This is a genomic window from Chryseobacterium sp. WX (assembly GCF_029542485.1).
In the GTDB taxonomy this organism is placed as follows: domain Bacteria; phylum Bacteroidota; class Bacteroidia; order Flavobacteriales; family Weeksellaceae; genus Chryseobacterium; species Chryseobacterium cucumeris.
This window is the reverse complement of sequence record NZ_CP120710.1, coordinates 4,291,540-4,308,456: the sequence shown is the minus strand read 5'-3', so window position 1 is coordinate 4,308,456 and position 16,917 is coordinate 4,291,540. Positions and strand designations below refer to the sequence as shown.

The following is a 16,917-nucleotide window of genomic DNA, read 5'->3' as shown; positions in this document are numbered from 1 at the left end:
TAATAAAGGATATTCTTTGCTATAGATGATAAAAGATCATTGATAAAAGATGCTTATATTTCCTATAGTTTTTACTTTGAGATGGCTATGGGATTCAAACCCACTCAGTTTACACAACGGTTTTGCAGACCACCCCGACTCTTCCACTTCGGCGAACCATCAGATTAAAAATAAAGTCTGTCTTCATTTGTTTGATATAAGAACTTCTGCGCTTGACACACTTTATTTTACCTAAAAATTTATAAATGATATTCTTTAATTTTAATTCATCTGGAGAGAAGCAAAGCCTGTCTCTATTTTTCGTGTTTGGCGTAAAGATCTTCTGCTCTCGACAAACTTTTACTTTTTCTCCTGAAACAATTAACAATTAATTACTGTAATTCCGGAAGGACTCGAACCTTCAACCTTCGGTGTATCAGACCGACACTCTAACCACTTGAGCTACGAAATCATTTGTATTCCATAAGGGGATCGAACCCTTGTCGTCCGGTAGAAAGCCGGATGCACTTGCCACTATGCTAATGGAACAAATTGTCTGGAAAGCAAGATTCGAACTTGCGACCTCCCGCGTCCAAGACGGGTAAACAACCACCGTTATCTTTCCAGCTTTGGGGTTCACTTCTGTTTCTTTTCCGGGAGACAGCCGGATGGGAAATCTTCCATGAACCTTTGGTGATTCCGAGAGGACTCGAACCTCTAACCCTGGGTTTAGAAAACCCATGCTCTGTCCAGTTGAGCTACGGAACCGTTTTTTGTAATCCCAGAAAGATTTGAACTTTCAACCCCCGGTTTAAAAGACCGGTGCTCTAACCATTTGAGCTATGGGATTATTTTAAAGTCGTGAATAGTCAATAATCAATTCGCTTCGCTTGTCAATTTTAAAATTCACATTCTTTGTAATCTCAGAAGGACTCGAACCTTCAACCTTCGGTGCCGTAAACCGACGCTCTATCCAATTGAGCCATGAGATTTTCTCCTTTGGGTATCTCCGGGGATCGAACCCTGTTCTCCGGTTCCACAGACCGACGCTTTACCAAATAAGCTAAAGAAACCATAAAAAAAGCGCCTCTTTTCGGGAGGCGCTTCATATATTTAAACGTAAGAGATCATTAGCTGACCCACGTATATAAGCACCTTTTATCCACAATTTCACTTTCAAGAATACATGCAACACCTGTCGGCTTCTGTCCGAATAGTCTTGAATATTGATTGAATATGTTGTGTAACTGTTTCATTTTATTTTTGTTTGTTTCTAAATTATTTTTAACTGAATCCTGAAAACCTGTTGCTTTCAATTTTCGGTTGCAAAGTAAATATGAATTTTTGGAATCCGCAAATAAATTTTCAAATTAAAATACTGATAATCAATTTGTTATGTCCTATTTTTAGCATAGAGAATTTCTGTCCGCAATATTTTGCAGATGTCTTAATTACCTAAATGACTGTCTCTCACCGGGTTGCTTATCACTCTATTTTATCGTATTAAAGTTTCATTGTTAATTAAAAATTTTTCATGTTTATGGTTATTTTTTTTCATTCTAAATAATTTCTGACCTAAAAAACAAAAAACGCCTCGGTTTTCCGAGGCGTTTCTGTTGTATTTTGATTAATTTTTTACAAGTTTACAGTAAATAATTTCCAAAGTCAGCACATTTCGCCTCATTCCATATCACCTCATCATACCCGAATAATCCTTTATTAGAAGGACTTTCGCATAGTTCTGCATTGATATGTGCTCTTTGTATTGTCATAATTTTCTGTTGCAAAGATAAATCTTTTTTGATATTATTTTATAATATTCACAATTTTGGGAAAGTTTTAGATAAGCAAAGGGACATAAAGGAATCAATTAAATTTTGATTTGATAAAGCTGAATTTTCTTTAATTTTTAAATTCTTGAATCTTTAAAATTTAATTCCTGAACATTTTATTTCTTGCTGTTTTGAACCTTGAAATATCTTTCAGAATCACTTCATCATTGGGATTAAAAAATTTCAGTTCATTGACAATTTCAGAACGGGTATTTACTTTTTCAGCAATGATTTCGTAAGCTATATTTCTTGTTACGGCATGCAGTTCCTGAGATTTTTTAAATTCATATTTCATAGCATCAAGATAAGTAATCTTTTTATTGTCTGGAGTTTTTTCGTATAAATTCATAATTTCTGATTCCAGCTTTTTAATATCAAAGATATTGGCGAAGTAGTTATTCAAACAATTGAAAGCATCTTTATCTTCTTCCCATCCTTTCAACAGCACTTTCTGTGCTTCTTCTGTTTTTTCCATTTTTTTACGGTAGACTAAAGAGGCTTTCACCATCTGATTATTTCCTGTATAATCATCTGCTACCAGCTGGTAATAGTGATGGGCATTCTTAAGATCATTGATTTCTTTATAAAGATCTCCCACTTTTTCTTTCTGCTCCATTTCTTTATAAAGCTCAATAGCTTTTTTATGCTGTTTTGCCTTTTCATAGCAGGCTGCAGCATCGGATTTATTATTCAGTTTTTTAAGATATACTACCGCTGCTTCATTATAAAGCCCTCCATTTTCAAGTGTTTTTGCACCTCTGTAATTATCCTGCAGCAGGTTCATATAGACTCTTGCTGCTTTTTTATAATCTTTTTCGGCTATGTATTTTTCGGCAAGTTCTTCATATTTGCTCCGGATTCTGTCAAAGAGTGAATTTTCCACATAGAAATTACTGCTTCCGCTGCCTTTTCTTCCAACTAAGTTTCTGTTATTTTGCTCCTTATCTTTTAAAAAAGTGATCACAATAAGGATAATAAAGGCTACAATTAAGAAAATACCCAATGTTCCCACTACGCTCCAGAAACTTTCATGGAACAGCTGGGCTACAATTCCGACAACCTTAAACATGGCCAACAGTACGAATGCTGCCATAAATTTGTCTATAAATTTCTGTCTATTCATCATCATCGGAATTTAAAATGGTTTTATCTTCTCTGAAAAGACGGTAAAGAAGTAACAGCACACCAATTACCAGAATCCACACAAACCAGTTGTACCCAAACATTTTAACCAGCGGATAAAATAAATATACAAGCATGGCTACAAGAATGGCAATTAAAACAAACTTTACCCAGCCTGGTACATTGTCTCCGCCAAGGTTTAACGATTTATTTTTAAACAGGAATGAGTATAATCCCACTCCAGCAATCATCAGGATTACCATATACAGAATATCTGAAACGGGAGTTTCTTTTTTTAAAGGAGTTCCTTCTGAACCCACTCCTTTTACTTTAGACTTGTCAATTGACACAGAAGAAGGATCTACGATATCCAGTGTACCGTAAAGTTTCCCTAGTGAATCAGCCATCAATGCCTTCCTTTTTTTGAGAAGGTATTTTACAACATCATCATTCACCGGTTTTCCTTTAGTATACTGCTTTAGAGAATCTGAAATTTTACGTTTCAGATTTTCAGTTTTTTGTTCAAGATGTTTTGTGATTTTTTGGGTGTAAATGGTTTTGAGTGAATCTCTGCTCTGTTTTTCTTTATTAACAAGCTTTTCGATATCTCTTCCTATTTCGCTTACATCTCTTCCGCCACCTTTTTTATAGTTTTCTTTGTCTTCTTTTGTTTTGGATTCAATGATTCCTGCATGAATAAGCTCTTTGGATAATCCCTTTCTCTGCTGGTGATACATTGAATCTATTTTAAGATCAATTTCCGACGTCCCGGACTGGAAAGCAATTATATCAGAAGGTGCTTTTGCTGCATTATTTGCTATCTTTCCTGAAGAAGGAGTATTTCCATCCTGTTCCGAACTATTTTTATCTGAAGGTAATGCAATCTTTAAAACGATAGCGGCAATAATGACTGCCCAGAATACTCTGCGAAAATTTCTGGTTCCTGCACTTTCCTTTTTGCCTCCTGCACCGCCACCAAATAATCCTTCCAGCCAGGTAAACTTACCAAATCCATCACCTCTGGAAGTTCCCATTACGTCCAGGGAAACACCTAAATCTACTGCTCTTTCAGGGTATTTTTCAATATATTTTAAGTATTTTTCTATTTCTTTTTTATTTCCGGCCATTACTTTTTTAAGATCAAACGGCAGGTTGTTCATCCATTCTTCTTCGGTTTGTTTTGGTTGTAATGCTTCCATTACTTTTTCATCATCCATTTCCACCGTGTAGCTTTCTATTTTCTGAGGGATTGAAACTCCGCTCAGAGGCTTTCTGATGGTTTCATTTATGGTTTCAGGCTGTTGAATTAATGAGATCCAGTCGATTTCTTCAGAGAGTTTTACCAACCCGAATTCGGGATGCATAATCAGAAAACGTGAATCAAGCTGTGCCCAGTCTTCAGGATTTATTTTGGGATAAAAGGTTGTATTTTCAGGGATAAAAAGCCTGTCATCCACACTTTGAAAATAAGCATTCCTGCCTATTTCATGCGGAGCATGATCATTAAAAATGAGAAAACAACCGTACAGCACATTGGGACTGTCTGCCGGAATGGCAAAAGATTTTACCTGACTTAAATTAATCCCAAGGATTTCCATTTCCTGAAGCCATACCACAGGTGAAGAACCTTTGATTAAAAGTCCTTTTTTGGGATAATTATTTTTCGGGAAAGGTTTTATTCTAAGCTCCATAATCCAAAATCTGTTCTATAAACGGTTTTAAAAACCTGTCACACATATCATCCATTGTTTTTACTTTCAACAGGGCATGTTCCGGAAGATAATATTCTGATCCTCCGAATTCCGTATAGGTAGCTAACGAGAGAAAACCACCCAATGTAGATGGAATAAAGAATTCTTCGATACTCTTATTACTGCTTCGGAACGTCAGCATTCCCCGAGAGTCGGTGATGATTTCACTTCCGTCAGGAAATGTAAATTTATTTTTATTCTGTTCTGCGAAAATTTTGATATCAAATTTATTTTTGGAAAAATCAAGTGTATTTTCCGTAGCACTATATAGTTCATTTCCAGAAACAACGAGGTTATTATACTTGTTGATTCCTATTTTATTGAAATTATTGATCACCTTCAGTCCACTTCCTTTCAACCTGGCAACTTCTGCTTCTGCTTTTATATTATTTTTTTCAAATTCTTTATCCTTTCCGGTAATAGGCTCTACAGAAATGTTCCCATCAATATTGATTTTGTAATGGGTAGGGTTGTCCGGATGATGAAGATAAAAATTCCGTCCAAAATAAATCAACCGGTAAGACTCCAGAATGTTCATCCCTGTAAGATTCTGGTCAGAATATTCTCCGGTATTAAGATTAAGTTTTAAAATAAGTTTCTGTTCAGGATGGTACTGACACAGAATAAAGTGTTGCTGTCTGTTTTTTGCCAAGGCAAACTGTCCTTTGGGTTTTATGGAAATTTTATCAAACAAAACTTCACAGCCATGAAATGTTTTATAATAATCGTATGAATGTCTGTCGTAATAATTATCAGAAAGGTAAGTTTTCAGTAATTGCTTTTTTGAACTCAAAATGAAAAATTCTCCTTCATATAAGAACTTAGCAATCTTATTAACCGGCGCTGGAAATAAAATCGGATAGTTTTGCGGAAGATCTGTTTTCTTTCCATTGAAGTTCTGAACAGATTGTTTTTGTTGCGGCGGATTGGCCCACAGCTCCTGCAATGGAAGTTTTATTTTCTGGATATGCTTTCTTGCTCCTTTATGATGTTTGTAAAAATTGATTTCACCATCTGAAGCCGTTGTTACCAAAAACTTCAATTTATCCCTATTCTGATGTACAACCCGCTGAATTTCCTCATCAGCCATATTATCCTGATGGGTAATGAAGAACACTTCAATATCTTTTTGTGAATGATGTTCGTTAAAAAACTTCTCCAGTGCTTCCGAAACTTCCAGAACCGGACTTACCTGGTTAAGATTTTCCACCACTTCTTCCACTTTGTTCAGTGAAATCGGAATTGCTGCCTGCCCTAAAGCAAGAACTTTACATTCAGAATGAGCTTTGGGATGTTTAATAATGGCTATTGCAGAGGCATAAGCCAATACTTTTGGTGTTCCCCAGTTTCTAAGGGAAGTATCAATCAGGATAATTCTTTCAAAAATATTTTCTTCAGGCGGAATCTCTCTTTGAATATAAAGTGCTTCGTTATTGGCAACACGATTTATAAAGACATCATCTTCATTGGCAAATTCGGAAAGAAGCATCCGGTGGAAATCACCTTTGTTGGTCATATCAGAAATCCCTCCGATAGGCTGTTCACCGGGAGAAAGATGGCGCATTGGAATTTTCAGCCCGCTCCATATTCTTTTGATCAGGCTTCCTATCTGAAAGGTCTTTGGCTCATCAGTCAATTCTTTGATAAAATCTTTATCCGTATCTGCTGTTGTCTCTTCTTGTACTACCTCATCATCCAGTTCCGGCTCATCAACCAGGCCTTTCATGGCGTCAATGACAGACTGTACTGTAGGAAATTTTTCATTCAGATTCAAAGCACTCAGATCTTTGTTTAAAGCTATTGAACCTTCGTCTTGTTTTTCTGCACTGATCGCTAGTTCCTGCGGTCGTTTATAATAGATCTTTAAATAAATATCCGCATGAAGAGAGGCCACCCTGTTATGACTATTGCTGAACAAAGTCTGGAGCAATACAATTCTGTTCTGTTTCTCCTTATAAACTTTGGGTAGTGATTTTATTTTTTCAAGGAATTCAATTTGCTTTTCCGCGTTGAACTCAAAATCTTCACCGCTATAAAACTCAGCTGTACGTCTTAGCGGGCCTGCAAAGTCCGTATATCCATCCTGCATCGCATACAAAACCATAAGCAATGCCCCGAACGGAGGCCATCCCTGCGGCTGAAGCTCTTTCAGTATCTCCATTAGATAAGGCCTGTAAGCTATGGCTCCTACTCCGGGAATGGAGAGGAGATTGTTTTCATGATAACCGGAATCACCGGGAACATCTTCATCAGTTTTCCATTCCCAAAAATAATTTTCATAGGACTGGAAATAAGCCTTTAATTCCATTCTCTTGATTTTTCTGTCAGGCGGAATGAGCTTACGGATAATGGACGGAAGTCTGTTTCTTTTATTGAAAGATAATTCCCATTTCCATCCCACAGCAGCCATCCTTCCTCTTGATTATATTTTTGCTGCAACAGTGTGCTTAGGTTTTTAAATTCAAAATCCAGACCTGCAGGCAATAAATGTCTGTCCTTTGTCCAGTAGGTCTTTCCGGGAAAGCTCAATAATGGAGTTCCCATAAACAGGGCTTTATCGCCCAGAACTGTCCATTTTATTTTTTCAAGCTTAAACTTCGGTAGTGCAGCGATACTTTCTTTAATATCGGCAATGTTGCTCAGCAAAGCGATAACCGGATGTTCTTCATTGCTTTCTTTTAGTTCTATCCGAACCTGTTCATGAATCCCAAAATAGTTTTGGTTTGAAGGGGGAAGACTAAGCTGCAATGCTTTGTCTATCGGAATCCAGAGCAAAGCTGTCCGCATTTTTTTACTCGGAACCAAAGCCTCTTTTCTGAATAAAAGTCCATCACGAAGTTCATACAGAATAAAGTCCGGCAATTGTTGTATTTCCGGAGCTGCCGCCTGTTCCTCGATAAAGCCTTTCAGCCAGATCGTTTCATCCTCTACAGCAATCTGAATATTCTTCCAGTCTCTGATGGAACCCAGAAAATCTTCATCAGCACGGGGAATTTCCGCCCAGAATTCTTTTAAACGCTTTGAAGAATCTTCTGCCATAAGCTTTCAATTTCTTGCTGGATATATTGTTTTTGCTCCGGATTTCTGATCCAGTCGCAACGGGTCTGCAGGTATCTCAATTTATCTTTTATTACATTCTGCTCTTCAAAACTTAATGTTCCTTCATTCCATTTTTCTACAAGAATTTTTACGTCTTTCATAACTTCTTCAGGATTGGGAGTTTTGTTCTGCATGGCCTGTGGATGGGAATCCGGATGATCATCCTTCTCAATCGTCCTGTTGATAATTCCTTCCAGAATCTCAATCTGTTCTTCGGTATCCCAGATATGCTTTAACACCCACAAATCAGAAAGTACGGCTTCTTTTCTTCCGCAGATCAGGGCGCTTGCTGCAATCAGATTCTGAAGTTTCACCGCTCTACGGTCTGAAATAGCAATCCCTGTATTTCTGAGGCTCATAATTGTGTTCAGGTAGACTTCATAAATGGGTTTAAGATCTATGGTTCTACACAAACTCTGAAGCTGTCTGATTTCGTCAGCATGGATTTCCGGAACTTCTGTTTTTTCTTCGTTTTCCAGTTTTCTTCCGGCCAAAAGTACCTGTTGTAAGAGTTCGGGATTGACATAGTCTACATTAATTCTTACCAGAAAACGGTCAAATAATGCATTCAGTGCTTCATCTTCCGGAAGAACGTTACTTGCTCCTACAAACATCAGTGCAGGTAGATGTTTGGTTTCTTTTCCTCTTTTGAATATTTTTTCGTTGAGTGCTGTCAGAAGGGAATTCAAAATAGCCGAGTTCGCATTAAAGATCTCATCAAGAAAAACCAAGGAAGCTTCGGGCATCATTCCTTCCGTATTGGTCAAAAGTTCACCTTCTTTCAGTTTTCTGATATCAAAAGGTCCGAAAATCTCGTTCGGTTCTGTAAAACGGGTTAACAAATATTCGAAATTCTTTCCGTCCTTCACTGTTTTGGCCAGTGTTCTGACAATCGCAGATTTTGCCGTACCCGGAGGTCCGTATAAAAATGCATTTTCTCTTGCCAACAGGCATATTCCTAAAAGGTCTACGACATCATTTTTACCTACAAAAGTATCTTTTACGTAGTTAAGGACTGTATTTAGCTGATTTATATTCTGGTTCATTGATTTTAAAAATTAAAATTTCCACCACTTTTTCTTCGGGGTTTTCTCTTCTTTATTTTCTGCCTGTTCATTTCTTTTATTGAATGAAAAAGCCAGTCTCTGATAAGGCACTTTGATATCGAAATACAGCTGTGTTCCGTCATCCAGTGTAAGTACATCCATGATTTTATCTCCATCCTTGACCAGACTTTGTGAAACATCCTGTTTATTGAAGTGATGTCTGATCAGATCTCTTTCGTCGGAAATTCTTGTGATCATATAAGGAGAATCTTTGGTTCCGTCTCCGGTTTTTTCAAGGCAATCAAAGATAAGCTGTGCTATGGTCATTTCAATATTCCGTCCTTTTTCGTCCCCCAGTTCTTTGTAAGCAAAATATTTACAGATATGCGCTCTGGGACTCAGTAAAATATTGACATTGACATATTGTATAACCTCTTCAAATTTCCCTTCATTAAGTAAATCCTGTAAGTTTTCAATATCTTCGGAATAGGGATCATATTCCGTATTACTGATCACCAGTTCACGGCATTTCAGGAATGTTTCTTTTGTAGGGTCGGTTAAAAATTCAAATACTTTCTCATACGTTTTCATTATGGTGTTCGGTTATAGTTTTTAGTTCTCGCCAGAATGCATCTTTGTACATTCCGAATTCGGCTATTAGTAGTTTATTAATGAACGGAATTTCCGCAAGTTTATAATCTCTTTTTTCAACAATTCTTTCCAGATAAAGTTTCCTGTAGGTATTGTCTTGCAGTTCTTCTGTCCAGTTCACGTTCTTCAGATCAAGATCATACCCTACTCCGGAATAGTGAAACTGTGTCAGAATATTTTCCAGCATAGGGATTAAAGCATCTTCGGGATCAACTGTATGTAAAGCAACCATAACCTGTGGTAAAAATCTCAGTGACAAGTCTGCAGATAAGATAGAAGGAATATCCCGTGTTCCTTTGAACCGGGGAATAAGATTGTCAATATTTTTTTCTGTATTTTCTCTGATCAGATAAAGCTGTGCGCTATGGTAGAGCACCTTGGCAGCCCAAACAGCGGTTTCTTTGCTGCAGGTCAATTGATCAGATAAAAATTCAAGTCTTTCTTTTTCGAATTCAGCTTCAAAATAATCTCCTGCTTCCGCCTCTTCCTGAGGGGAAATTTGCTGTAAGTTTGAAAAAAGAGTAATACATTCTTCCTTACGAAGCAAAAATATCGTGTCTAAAAACGGTGACTTGGTTTCCATGATCTAACAAAAATAAAATTATTTCGTTGAGAATAAAATTTTTGTGGAGAAGATTCTTTTTAAATATGGATTATTTGAAGTTATCCTAAGGTTGGAAAGTGCAAAGGCGCTAGTGAGTAAGCATTGTAATACTTTTTAAGGCGTGAGAACATTTCGAATTCGCTGAATGTGAGGTTTTCAGCAAGGTAATTCTTACAATCTAAACCTTTTAGGTTTTAAAAACCTACAATGTTTGAAACTACATATTTATTACTATACTAAAGATTGCTTCGTCGCTAAAGCTCCTCGTAATGACTTAGTGTGATACAATTTCAATAATATTATTTTCCGGATCAAGGATCACGCTTTCGTAATATCCGTCTCCTGTGGTACGCGGTTCTCCAGCCACTTTATATCCGTCTTTTCTCAGTATTTCTGTAAGTTCGTCTACTTTTTGTTTATTGTCTACAGAAAATGCAAGATGAATAATTCCGTACTGCTGGGATTCATAAGAGTTTTTGCTTTCTTTGATATCCGGTCTGGTCATGATTTCAAGACGGCAGCCATTTTCAAAACTTAAAAAATAGGATTGAAAGTTTTTAACCGGATTATGGTATTTTTCATTGGAAACTGCTCCAAAATATTTCTGATAAAATGCTCTGGATTGTTCAAGATCTTTCACCCAAATGGCAATATGCTCTATTTTCACTTTTAAAATGTTAAATGTTTTACTTCTGCAAAAGTAGCCGGTCTGCTTTCACGATACCTGCTCTTCGTTATTCTTTTATTGTTCTCTGTTTACAAGGTTAGGTTTTGGATTATACAAAGGACTTTATTTTAAATATTATTTAAAGCATTTATTAATAATATCTTATATATTCTATTAATAAGAAGAGGTTTCATTGTTTCCATTTTCGTAATTATATAAACAAACTAAAAGTTATTATCTTTGTCCCATTCAAAAAAACATTATGAGTATTCACATCAGTGCAAAAAAAGGAGAAATTGCTAAAGTAGTATTGCAGCCGGGGGATCCGCTTCGTGCACAGTATATTGCTGAAAATTATTTAGAAAATGCTAAACTGGTAAGCAAAACCAGAGGTATTTTTTATTATACAGGTCTTTATAAAGGGAAGGAAATCACTGTAGGAGCAAGTGGAATGGGTTTTCCAAGTATCGGAATCTATTCTTTTGAACTGTTCACAGAGTATGATGTGGACACGATCATCAGAATCGGAACTTGTGGTGCTTACAATACAGATCTTCAACTTTTTGATATCTTAAATATTGACAAAGCTGCCAGTGAAAGTACGTATGCCAAATATGCATGGGGAATTGAAGACGAAATCCTTTCTCACCAGGGGAATATCTTTAATACCATCAACGAAACGGCTAAAGATTTATCTTTAAATGCTAAAGCCATCAATATCCACAGTAGCGATATTTTCTATAGAAAAGATCCTAACACTCCTGAAATTGCTACCAAATACAACTGTCCTGCAGTAGAAATGGAAGCTTTTGGTTTATTTGCCAATGCTCAGCATTTAGGAAAAAATGCAGCGACTATTCTTACGGTAACGGATATTATTCCTACCCACGAAAAAATCTCTGCTGATGAAAGAGAAACAGCTTTGAATCCAATGATGGAACTAGCTTTGGAATCAGCTATAAAGAGTTTGTAAGAACTAAATTCATTATAAAAAAAGAGCTTTACTTCAGTAGAGCTCTTTTTTATAGTCTGAAAAAATTTCTGGCAGTTTCTGTGGTATCATCTGCCACTTCGGAAATGCTGATCTTCTTCAGATGGGCAATGGTTTGTGCTACATAAGGTAAGAATGAAGGTTCATTTCTTCTGTTCTGCATTCTCGGCATATTCTTCGGAAGCATAAATGGGGCATCTGTTTCAATCATCATCCTGTCAAGAGGGACATATTTTATAACGTCTTCAAGGTGTTTAAATCTTTTCTCATCACTGATGGCTCCTGTAAATCCTAAATAAAATCCTTTATCCAGATAAGTTTTTGCTTCATTCAATGTTCCGGTAAAGCAGTGTACAACGGCTTCAGGTAACTTTGAAAGATAGTCATCTGTGATTTCATTAAATCTTTTAAATGCAGATCTTTCATGAAGAAAAAGGGGTTTGTTTACTTCAATGGCGAGTTCAAGCTGTGCCTGATAACATTTTTCCTGCAAAGGTCTGGGAGAGAAATCACGGTCAAAATCCAATCCGCACTCTCCTACTGAAATCACATGATCCTGCTTTAATAGTTTTCTGAGCTCATCAATACTTTGTCCATTAAAAGATTTGGCATCGTGGGGATGAATTCCGGCTGTTGAAAATAAAATTTCGGGATATTCTTGTGCAATTTCCGCAGATTCTTTGCTTCCACGTATGCTGGTTCCGGTGAGAATCATATGTTCAACCCCCTCGTCCAAAGCACGGTTAATAATTTCTTCGTGTTCATTGTAGAACTGTTTATTGGTCAGATTAATGCCAATATCAATGTAAGTGTTCATTTGTTTTTTACTTTTTTATTAAATGTTATTTTAGTTAAAAAAAATAGAAACAGACCGGGTTCGAACCGATGACCTTCCTTTGAATGGAATATTTTTCCAGTTAAACTACTGTTTCTTGTTTATGTTTCTGCTCTCAGAAGATTAAAGTATTCTGAAGCTGTAAGAGGTCGTATTTCTCCGGTAGGAGTTACTTTTTCTTTCAATTCGCAGATGAGCAGATCTCCCTGTCTCTTCAAGCATTTTATATAAGGAATCAGATTACTGTGTATTCTGAAGGTAGATGCAATGGCCGTTAAAGCATCGGATTTATAATCGGATTCTATCCACAGCCAGTGTTCTTTTTCCGTAGATGGGCACCAACATTTCACTGCATAAGAATATTCTGCTCTGCTCCCCCAGATGAACACTCCCAATTTACGGTTTTCAATTTCATGTACTTCATAACGGTTAACTTTTTGGATTAGTTTTTCGTTTCCGTTTTCATCATACTCCTCGTAGGCAATTTCAATTTCTTTTTCATTGATCTTTCTGGATTCAAGTTTTTTCATCAGATTTCCTACGCCATAATAACTGAAACAAAACAGTTTAAAGTTCCTGTCTTCTGCTTTAAAGAATTCCTCATATTTCATCGGCTCCACTTCTGTCCAGAGACTTTCAATTTTTCCTAAAACCTTTGTAAAAAATGGAGTATTAAAAGACTCCCATTGTCTTTCATACTCACGGGTTTTGAAATTCTGAAAGCTGCTGTGTCTTAACTTTAAGATCGCAACCAGTTTTCTCAAAGGATAACGCTTTTCCTGGAAAATATAAGGAAAAGATGTCCGTGAAATAATAAAATAATCTTTCGTAAGATGCAAATTATTATTTATTTTAAAATAAATATTCTTTGCGATATGTTCAAAGCCATCATAGGTACCGTACAAATAATTGTTGATACATTCCAACGCAGGAAACTTCAGGTCTTTCATTCTGGAATCTCCCCATTCCCCAAGATACTCCAACGATTTAAAATCTGTTGCAGGGTTCACATTATACAAAAACTGAATTTTCCCGTTCACTTTTTGAAGGTGTTCAAAACGATGGGTTTCATGGATAATCAGATCTCCCACTTCAGCAATGTTAGGAGCGAACGTATTATAGGTATTGAAAAAGCCTTTCACATATCGAAGAGCATTCAGCTCACACTTTTCAGAACCATTATACATGAAATTTCCAATAATATCAGTCAAAACCGGAAATGCCCCTCTACTTCCTCCATTGAGCATTATATTACCGGATTTTTCAAGTGCCGGAAAAGTGACATAAGAACCGTTTTCCATATGAATACTTCCGCTGGTTTCCTGAAGTACCGGAAATGAGACACCGGTATTTTCAAATTTCAGGTTACCAATCAACTTCTTCAGCATGGGAAAATGATGGGTAAATTTATGCCCGATATGATATTCACTCGTTATTCTAAGCGTACCATGAACAAATTCCAGATTCGGGAATGAAACATTTTTCCCTACAATGGTAATTTTACCACGTATTTCCCGGTGAGGAATTATAATATTATCTCCAAGAATATTGATATCAAAAATACCATCTTTCAAAAGCTCATCTGCCTGAAACTGGTACTGAACAGGAATAACATCTCTTGTTTTCAGCAACTTTCCATTTCTGGTATGTACTGTGGCATTCTTTACAGCAATACATCCTCCGATCGTTTCCAGGTTTTTAAAAGTGGCATCCACAATACACTTAAAATTACCTCTGACTTTTCTAAGCTCATTCATCATGGTATGGCAATGCATGGTAAAATGACGTTCTACTGTTTCAAGTACCGGAAGTTCACAATATTTTGCATCAATAGAAAGATTTCCAGCGATATATTTCAACTCCGGAAAGCGGCAGCCTTCACCACGCAAATACAAGCTTCCTTCTATTTCTGTACAATGAAAGGTGATGTTTTTAGCATAAACTTCTATCAAAGCATATTTATCAAAAACAATATCCGCCCAGTCTTCTTCGGAGAATATTTTATATTTTCTTATGGTATCAGTCGTATGCATTTTCTATGATTTGAGTTATCGGGTTATATTCCTGCTGGATATACTTTACAAAGTAATCACTTTCTATCCGCAGCATCTTATGTTCATTATGGGTGATAAAGGCATCTTCAGAAATCTGAAATGCTTCTGTAGTTCCGCTTTTAGCATAAATATGATATTGTTCTGTTTTCAACATATGCTGGTTGCTTGTTTTCTCAAGACAATATTCTTTATAATCCTTTGTATATTCTGCCAGATTATTAATTCTGTTCAAATAGTTTCTGTTGGTTTTCCTTTCTCTTACGGGCAGAATAGATTCTGTCACTTTCTTTCCTTTCACTAAACTTTCTGAGGCTTCTCTTTTTTGTTCCTGTACAGTCCTGCTTCTTTCTTTCAGCATTTCAGTTCTCGAACGCTCCAACGCTTTTTCCATTGGAGTTCTATCCCTCCTCTGTATAGGTACCGGAACCTGAATTTCATCAATAATGTTCAGATAAATCAATAGTTTTTTAAGCATGGTATTATATTTTAAAATGAAAGCCAAAGAGACCGGGATCGAACCGGCAACCTATCCTCCATGGATATGCTTTTCCAGATTAAGCTACTGCTCTGACTTTCTGATTAGGGAGATAAGCACGATTCGAATGTGCATCAATTCCGGGCAGGGAATCATTTTTCCGCTAAACTATTATCTCCATTGTTTGCATTGGAAGTACCGCAGGATTTGAACCTGCAGCTCGTCCCTGCTGAGGACGTATTCTTCTCCTTTTGAACTATGTACTCCTGTGAAACGGACGGGAATCGAACCCGCAGCCGTTGACGTGGATGGTCAAAGCTCTTCCGTTGAGCTACCGTTTCAATAGTTGGGAGATAAGCAGGAATCGAACCTGCAACTCATTTTAGCAAAATGTATTTTTCCATTATTACTATTATCTCCGTATGGATTTTACCAGGTATGAACTTTATAGTTTTTCAATAAAACTCCACTGAAGTAATTTCCTTTTATTCCTTCTATCACAGGGTGCATAATTCTGGCCGCCCCATCCACAGAATCCAGCGGGGGAATATATCCCATCTCAAACTGTTTCTTTCTAAGACTTTCTTTGGCTCCTGTAGAAATCCACCCCACATCTACGGCACTCATATAAATCTGATCATTTTCAAATTCTTTTGCAGAAGTGAGGGTCATCATATTCAGAGCTGCTTTTGTCATATTGGTGTGCGGATGAAAAATCGTCTTATTTTCGTAGCTGAAAATTCCTTCTGATGAAGTGACATTGATGATAAATTTTTCTTTAAAAGCAGAGTTTTTCATCAATGGTTTCAACTCTTTGATCAGAAAATAAGGGGCAATATGATTGATGAGGTTCACCTCTACCAATTCAAACATAGAAACTTCTTCCAGCGTAGAATTCCAACTTGTTTTTTCTCTGTTATCTACCGGCTGTCCAAAACGGGTAAGTGCAACCTGCGTTTCTTCATTTTGAGCATATTCCAGTTTTGCTGTTTCATTTGAAATTTCCGTGTGGTTTGGAATCAGGGTATGAATATCTTTAAATGCTATCAGTTTTTCTTTTTCGCGTTTTATAATTGGCAGATAGTATTCGTCGGGATATTTAATGGTCTGGGCTGCATTATTGATCAGAATATCCAGCGTATCAAAATTCAACTTATAAAAATCAATAAAATCCTGGATTGCCTTCAGATTTCTAAGATCCAGGCCATAGATCCAAAGTCTGTCTTTCCAGTTTTCATAATCTGCCTCCTGCTGCATAAGCTCCATTGCCAATGCCGGAAAACGGGTTGTCAAAACCAAATTGGCCCCGCTTCTCAACACCTTCAATGCAGTAGCAAAACCCACCTTCACTCTTCCTCCTGTCAGGATTAAATTTCTTCCCGTAAGATCAGCTGTTTCAAAACGCTTTTCATAGTTTTCTCCGGCACATACGGGACACAATCTGGAATAGAAAGAATGAGCATACTGATAACTTTGGTTACAGCAGTAGCAGTTTTTGGGAATCTGAAGCTTTGTAAGTCTCACTTCTTCCTTTTCATCATCATAAAAAGCAGAAATACCAGCCAATGCTTTCTGCATCAGTACCGCATTGGAATTTATCGCCAGATCATGAGACCTCATCTCAGAATAGTTTTCATGACGGCTTTGTCTTTTGGCATTTTTATGAATTTTGGTAATCAGTCCTGAAAATGTTTTATTATCAGGGTTCAGGAAAGGGGTTTCTTTCAAGGAATTAAGTACCTTGAGACATATTTCCCATTCGTCGGCTGAAAATTTTTGTTCTGATTGATTCATAGCTTCTGTTTTATGTC

General features: G+C 36.8%; 14 protein-coding genes and 11 tRNA genes. 1 reads left to right on the top strand and 24 read right to left on the bottom strand.

Features of this window, described 5'->3' with window-relative positions:
* Positions 1–79: 79 nt before the first annotated feature.
* From PZ898_RS19590 to PZ898_RS19510, 17 genes are all read right to left on the bottom strand, one after another.
* A tRNA-Cys gene (locus tag PZ898_RS19590) sits at positions 80–161 on the bottom strand.
* Positions 162–377: 216 nt separating this feature from the next.
* Positions 378–451, bottom strand: a tRNA-Ile gene (locus PZ898_RS19585).
* A gap of 5 nt (positions 452–456) precedes the next feature.
* Positions 457–528, bottom strand: a tRNA-Glu gene (locus tag PZ898_RS19580).
* A 6-nt stretch (positions 529–534) separates the two neighbouring features.
* Positions 535–606, bottom strand: a tRNA-Pro gene (locus tag PZ898_RS19575).
* A gap of 64 nt (positions 607–670) precedes the next feature.
* Positions 671–747: transfer RNA gene (locus PZ898_RS19570), tRNA-Arg, on the bottom strand.
* An 8-nt stretch (positions 748–755) separates the two neighbouring features.
* A tRNA-Lys gene (locus PZ898_RS19565) sits at positions 756–829 on the bottom strand.
* A gap of 68 nt (positions 830–897) precedes the next feature.
* Positions 898–971: transfer RNA gene (locus PZ898_RS19560), tRNA-Arg, on the bottom strand.
* A gap of 8 nt (positions 972–979) precedes the next feature.
* Positions 980–1,047: transfer RNA gene (locus PZ898_RS19555), tRNA-His, on the bottom strand.
* Positions 1,048–1,622: 575 nt separating this feature from the next.
* Complete coding sequence (locus tag PZ898_RS19550) at positions 1,623–1,751, bottom strand: penicillin-binding protein (RefSeq protein ID WP_120233400.1); 129 nt, start codon at positions 1,749–1,751, stop codon at positions 1,623–1,625.
* Between the two features lie 160 nt (positions 1,752–1,911).
* Positions 1,912–2,940, bottom strand: a complete 1,029-nt coding sequence (locus PZ898_RS19545) for a hypothetical protein (RefSeq protein ID WP_277694007.1) — start codon at positions 2,938–2,940, stop codon at positions 1,912–1,914.
* Entirely contained in the window at positions 2,927–4,624 is a 1,698-nt protein-coding gene (locus tag PZ898_RS19540) for an APC family permease (protein WP_277694006.1), read from the bottom strand. Before PZ898_RS19540 ends, PZ898_RS19545 begins: the two co-directional genes overlap by 14 nt.
* On the bottom strand, positions 4,614–6,992 hold the full coding sequence (locus PZ898_RS19535) for a hypothetical protein (RefSeq protein ID WP_277694005.1): 2,379 nt from the start codon (positions 6,990–6,992) through the stop codon (positions 4,614–4,616). The genes PZ898_RS19540 and PZ898_RS19535 overlap by 11 nt, the downstream gene beginning before the upstream one ends.
* The gene (locus tag PZ898_RS19530; protein ID WP_277694004.1) at positions 6,983–7,723 is read right to left on the bottom strand and encodes a hypothetical protein; all 741 of its coding nucleotides are present in this window, start codon (positions 7,721–7,723) and stop codon (positions 6,983–6,985) included. Before PZ898_RS19530 ends, PZ898_RS19535 begins: the two co-directional genes overlap by 10 nt.
* Positions 7,696–8,829 (bottom strand): AAA family ATPase, encoded by a 1,134-nt coding sequence (locus tag PZ898_RS19525; RefSeq protein ID WP_062675551.1) that lies wholly within the window; start codon positions 8,827–8,829, stop codon positions 7,696–7,698. Before PZ898_RS19525 ends, PZ898_RS19530 begins: the two co-directional genes overlap by 28 nt.
* A gap of 12 nt (positions 8,830–8,841) precedes the next feature.
* The gene (locus PZ898_RS19520; protein ID WP_062675552.1) at positions 8,842–9,420 is read right to left on the bottom strand and encodes a DUF4919 domain-containing protein; all 579 of its coding nucleotides are present in this window, start codon (positions 9,418–9,420) and stop codon (positions 8,842–8,844) included.
* Complete coding sequence (locus PZ898_RS19515; RefSeq protein ID WP_277694003.1) at positions 9,407–10,063, bottom strand: hypothetical protein; 657 nt, start codon at positions 10,061–10,063, stop codon at positions 9,407–9,409. Before PZ898_RS19515 ends, PZ898_RS19520 begins: the two co-directional genes overlap by 14 nt.
* A gap of 295 nt (positions 10,064–10,358) precedes the next feature.
* Positions 10,359–10,751, bottom strand: a complete 393-nt coding sequence (locus PZ898_RS19510; RefSeq protein WP_216445365.1) for a VOC family protein — start codon at positions 10,749–10,751, stop codon at positions 10,359–10,361.
* Positions 10,752–11,013: 262 nt separating this feature from the next.
* Between PZ898_RS19510 and deoD the strand changes: the two genes are divergently transcribed.
* Entirely contained in the window at positions 11,014–11,724 is a 711-nt protein-coding gene (gene deoD, locus PZ898_RS19505; protein ID WP_277694002.1) for a purine-nucleoside phosphorylase, read from the top strand.
* 49 nt (positions 11,725–11,773) lie between these two features.
* Here the strand turns inward: deoD and PZ898_RS19500 are convergent, their stop codons facing one another.
* From PZ898_RS19500 to PZ898_RS19470, 7 genes are all read right to left on the bottom strand, one after another.
* The gene (locus PZ898_RS19500) at positions 11,774–12,559 is read right to left on the bottom strand and encodes a TatD family hydrolase (protein WP_277694001.1); all 786 of its coding nucleotides are present in this window, start codon (positions 12,557–12,559) and stop codon (positions 11,774–11,776) included.
* A 119-nt stretch (positions 12,560–12,678) separates the two neighbouring features.
* A complete protein-coding gene (locus PZ898_RS19495; protein ID WP_277694000.1) occupies positions 12,679–14,610 on the bottom strand; it encodes a hypothetical protein in 1,932 nt (643 codons plus the stop codon).
* Positions 14,597–15,106: a hypothetical protein gene (locus PZ898_RS19490; RefSeq protein WP_277693999.1), complete on the bottom strand. Its 510-nt coding sequence runs from the start codon at positions 15,104–15,106 to the stop codon at positions 14,597–14,599. The genes PZ898_RS19495 and PZ898_RS19490 overlap by 14 nt, the downstream gene beginning before the upstream one ends.
* Before the next feature lie 23 nt (positions 15,107–15,129).
* Positions 15,130–15,201, bottom strand: a tRNA-Pro gene (locus PZ898_RS19485).
* 96 nt (positions 15,202–15,297) lie between these two features.
* Positions 15,298–15,373: transfer RNA gene (locus PZ898_RS19480), tRNA-Ala, on the bottom strand.
* Between the two features lie 2 nt (positions 15,374–15,375).
* Positions 15,376–15,447 (bottom strand) — tRNA-Gly (locus PZ898_RS19475).
* Positions 15,448–15,535: 88 nt separating this feature from the next.
* Positions 15,536–16,900, bottom strand: a complete 1,365-nt coding sequence (locus PZ898_RS19470; RefSeq protein WP_062675558.1) for an SDR family NAD(P)-dependent oxidoreductase — start codon at positions 16,898–16,900, stop codon at positions 15,536–15,538.
* Positions 16,901–16,917 lie beyond the last annotated feature (17 nt).

What these genes read in the sequence shown, in the direction of transcription:
- PZ898_RS19500 (WP_277694001.1), bottom strand. Translation starts at nt 12,559, where the DNA reads ATGAACACTTACATTGATATTGGCATTAATCTGACCAATAAACAGTTC.
- PZ898_RS19525 (WP_062675551.1), bottom strand. Translation starts at nt 8,829, where the DNA reads ATGAACCAGAATATAAATCAGCTAAATACAGTCCTTAACTACGTAAAA.
- PZ898_RS19530 (WP_277694004.1), bottom strand. Translation starts at nt 7,723, where the DNA reads ATGGCAGAAGATTCTTCAAAGCGTTTAAAAGAATTCTGGGCGGAAATT.
- PZ898_RS19550 (WP_120233400.1), bottom strand. Translation starts at nt 1,751, where the DNA reads ATGACAATACAAAGAGCACATATCAATGCAGAACTATGCGAAAGTCCT.
- PZ898_RS19545 (WP_277694007.1), bottom strand. Translation starts at nt 2,940, where the DNA reads ATGATGATGAATAGACAGAAATTTATAGACAAATTTATGGCAGCATTC.
- PZ898_RS19495 (WP_277694000.1), bottom strand. Translation starts at nt 14,610, where the DNA reads ATGCATACGACTGATACCATAAGAAAATATAAAATATTCTCCGAAGAA.
- PZ898_RS19520 (WP_062675552.1), bottom strand. Translation starts at nt 9,420, where the DNA reads ATGAAAACGTATGAGAAAGTATTTGAATTTTTAACCGACCCTACAAAA.
- PZ898_RS19515 (WP_277694003.1), bottom strand. Translation starts at nt 10,063, where the DNA reads ATGGAAACCAAGTCACCGTTTTTAGACACGATATTTTTGCTTCGTAAG.
- PZ898_RS19540 (WP_277694006.1), bottom strand. Translation starts at nt 4,624, where the DNA reads ATGGAGCTTAGAATAAAACCTTTCCCGAAAAATAATTATCCCAAAAAA.
- PZ898_RS19535 (WP_277694005.1), bottom strand. Translation starts at nt 6,992, where the DNA reads ATGGAATTAAAGGCTTATTTCCAGTCCTATGAAAATTATTTTTGGGAA.
- PZ898_RS19470 (WP_062675558.1), bottom strand. Translation starts at nt 16,900, where the DNA reads ATGAATCAATCAGAACAAAAATTTTCAGCCGACGAATGGGAAATATGT.
- deoD (WP_277694002.1), top strand. Translation starts at nt 11,014, where the DNA reads ATGAGTATTCACATCAGTGCAAAAAAAGGAGAAATTGCTAAAGTAGTA.
- PZ898_RS19490 (WP_277693999.1), bottom strand. Translation starts at nt 15,106, where the DNA reads ATGCTTAAAAAACTATTGATTTATCTGAACATTATTGATGAAATTCAG.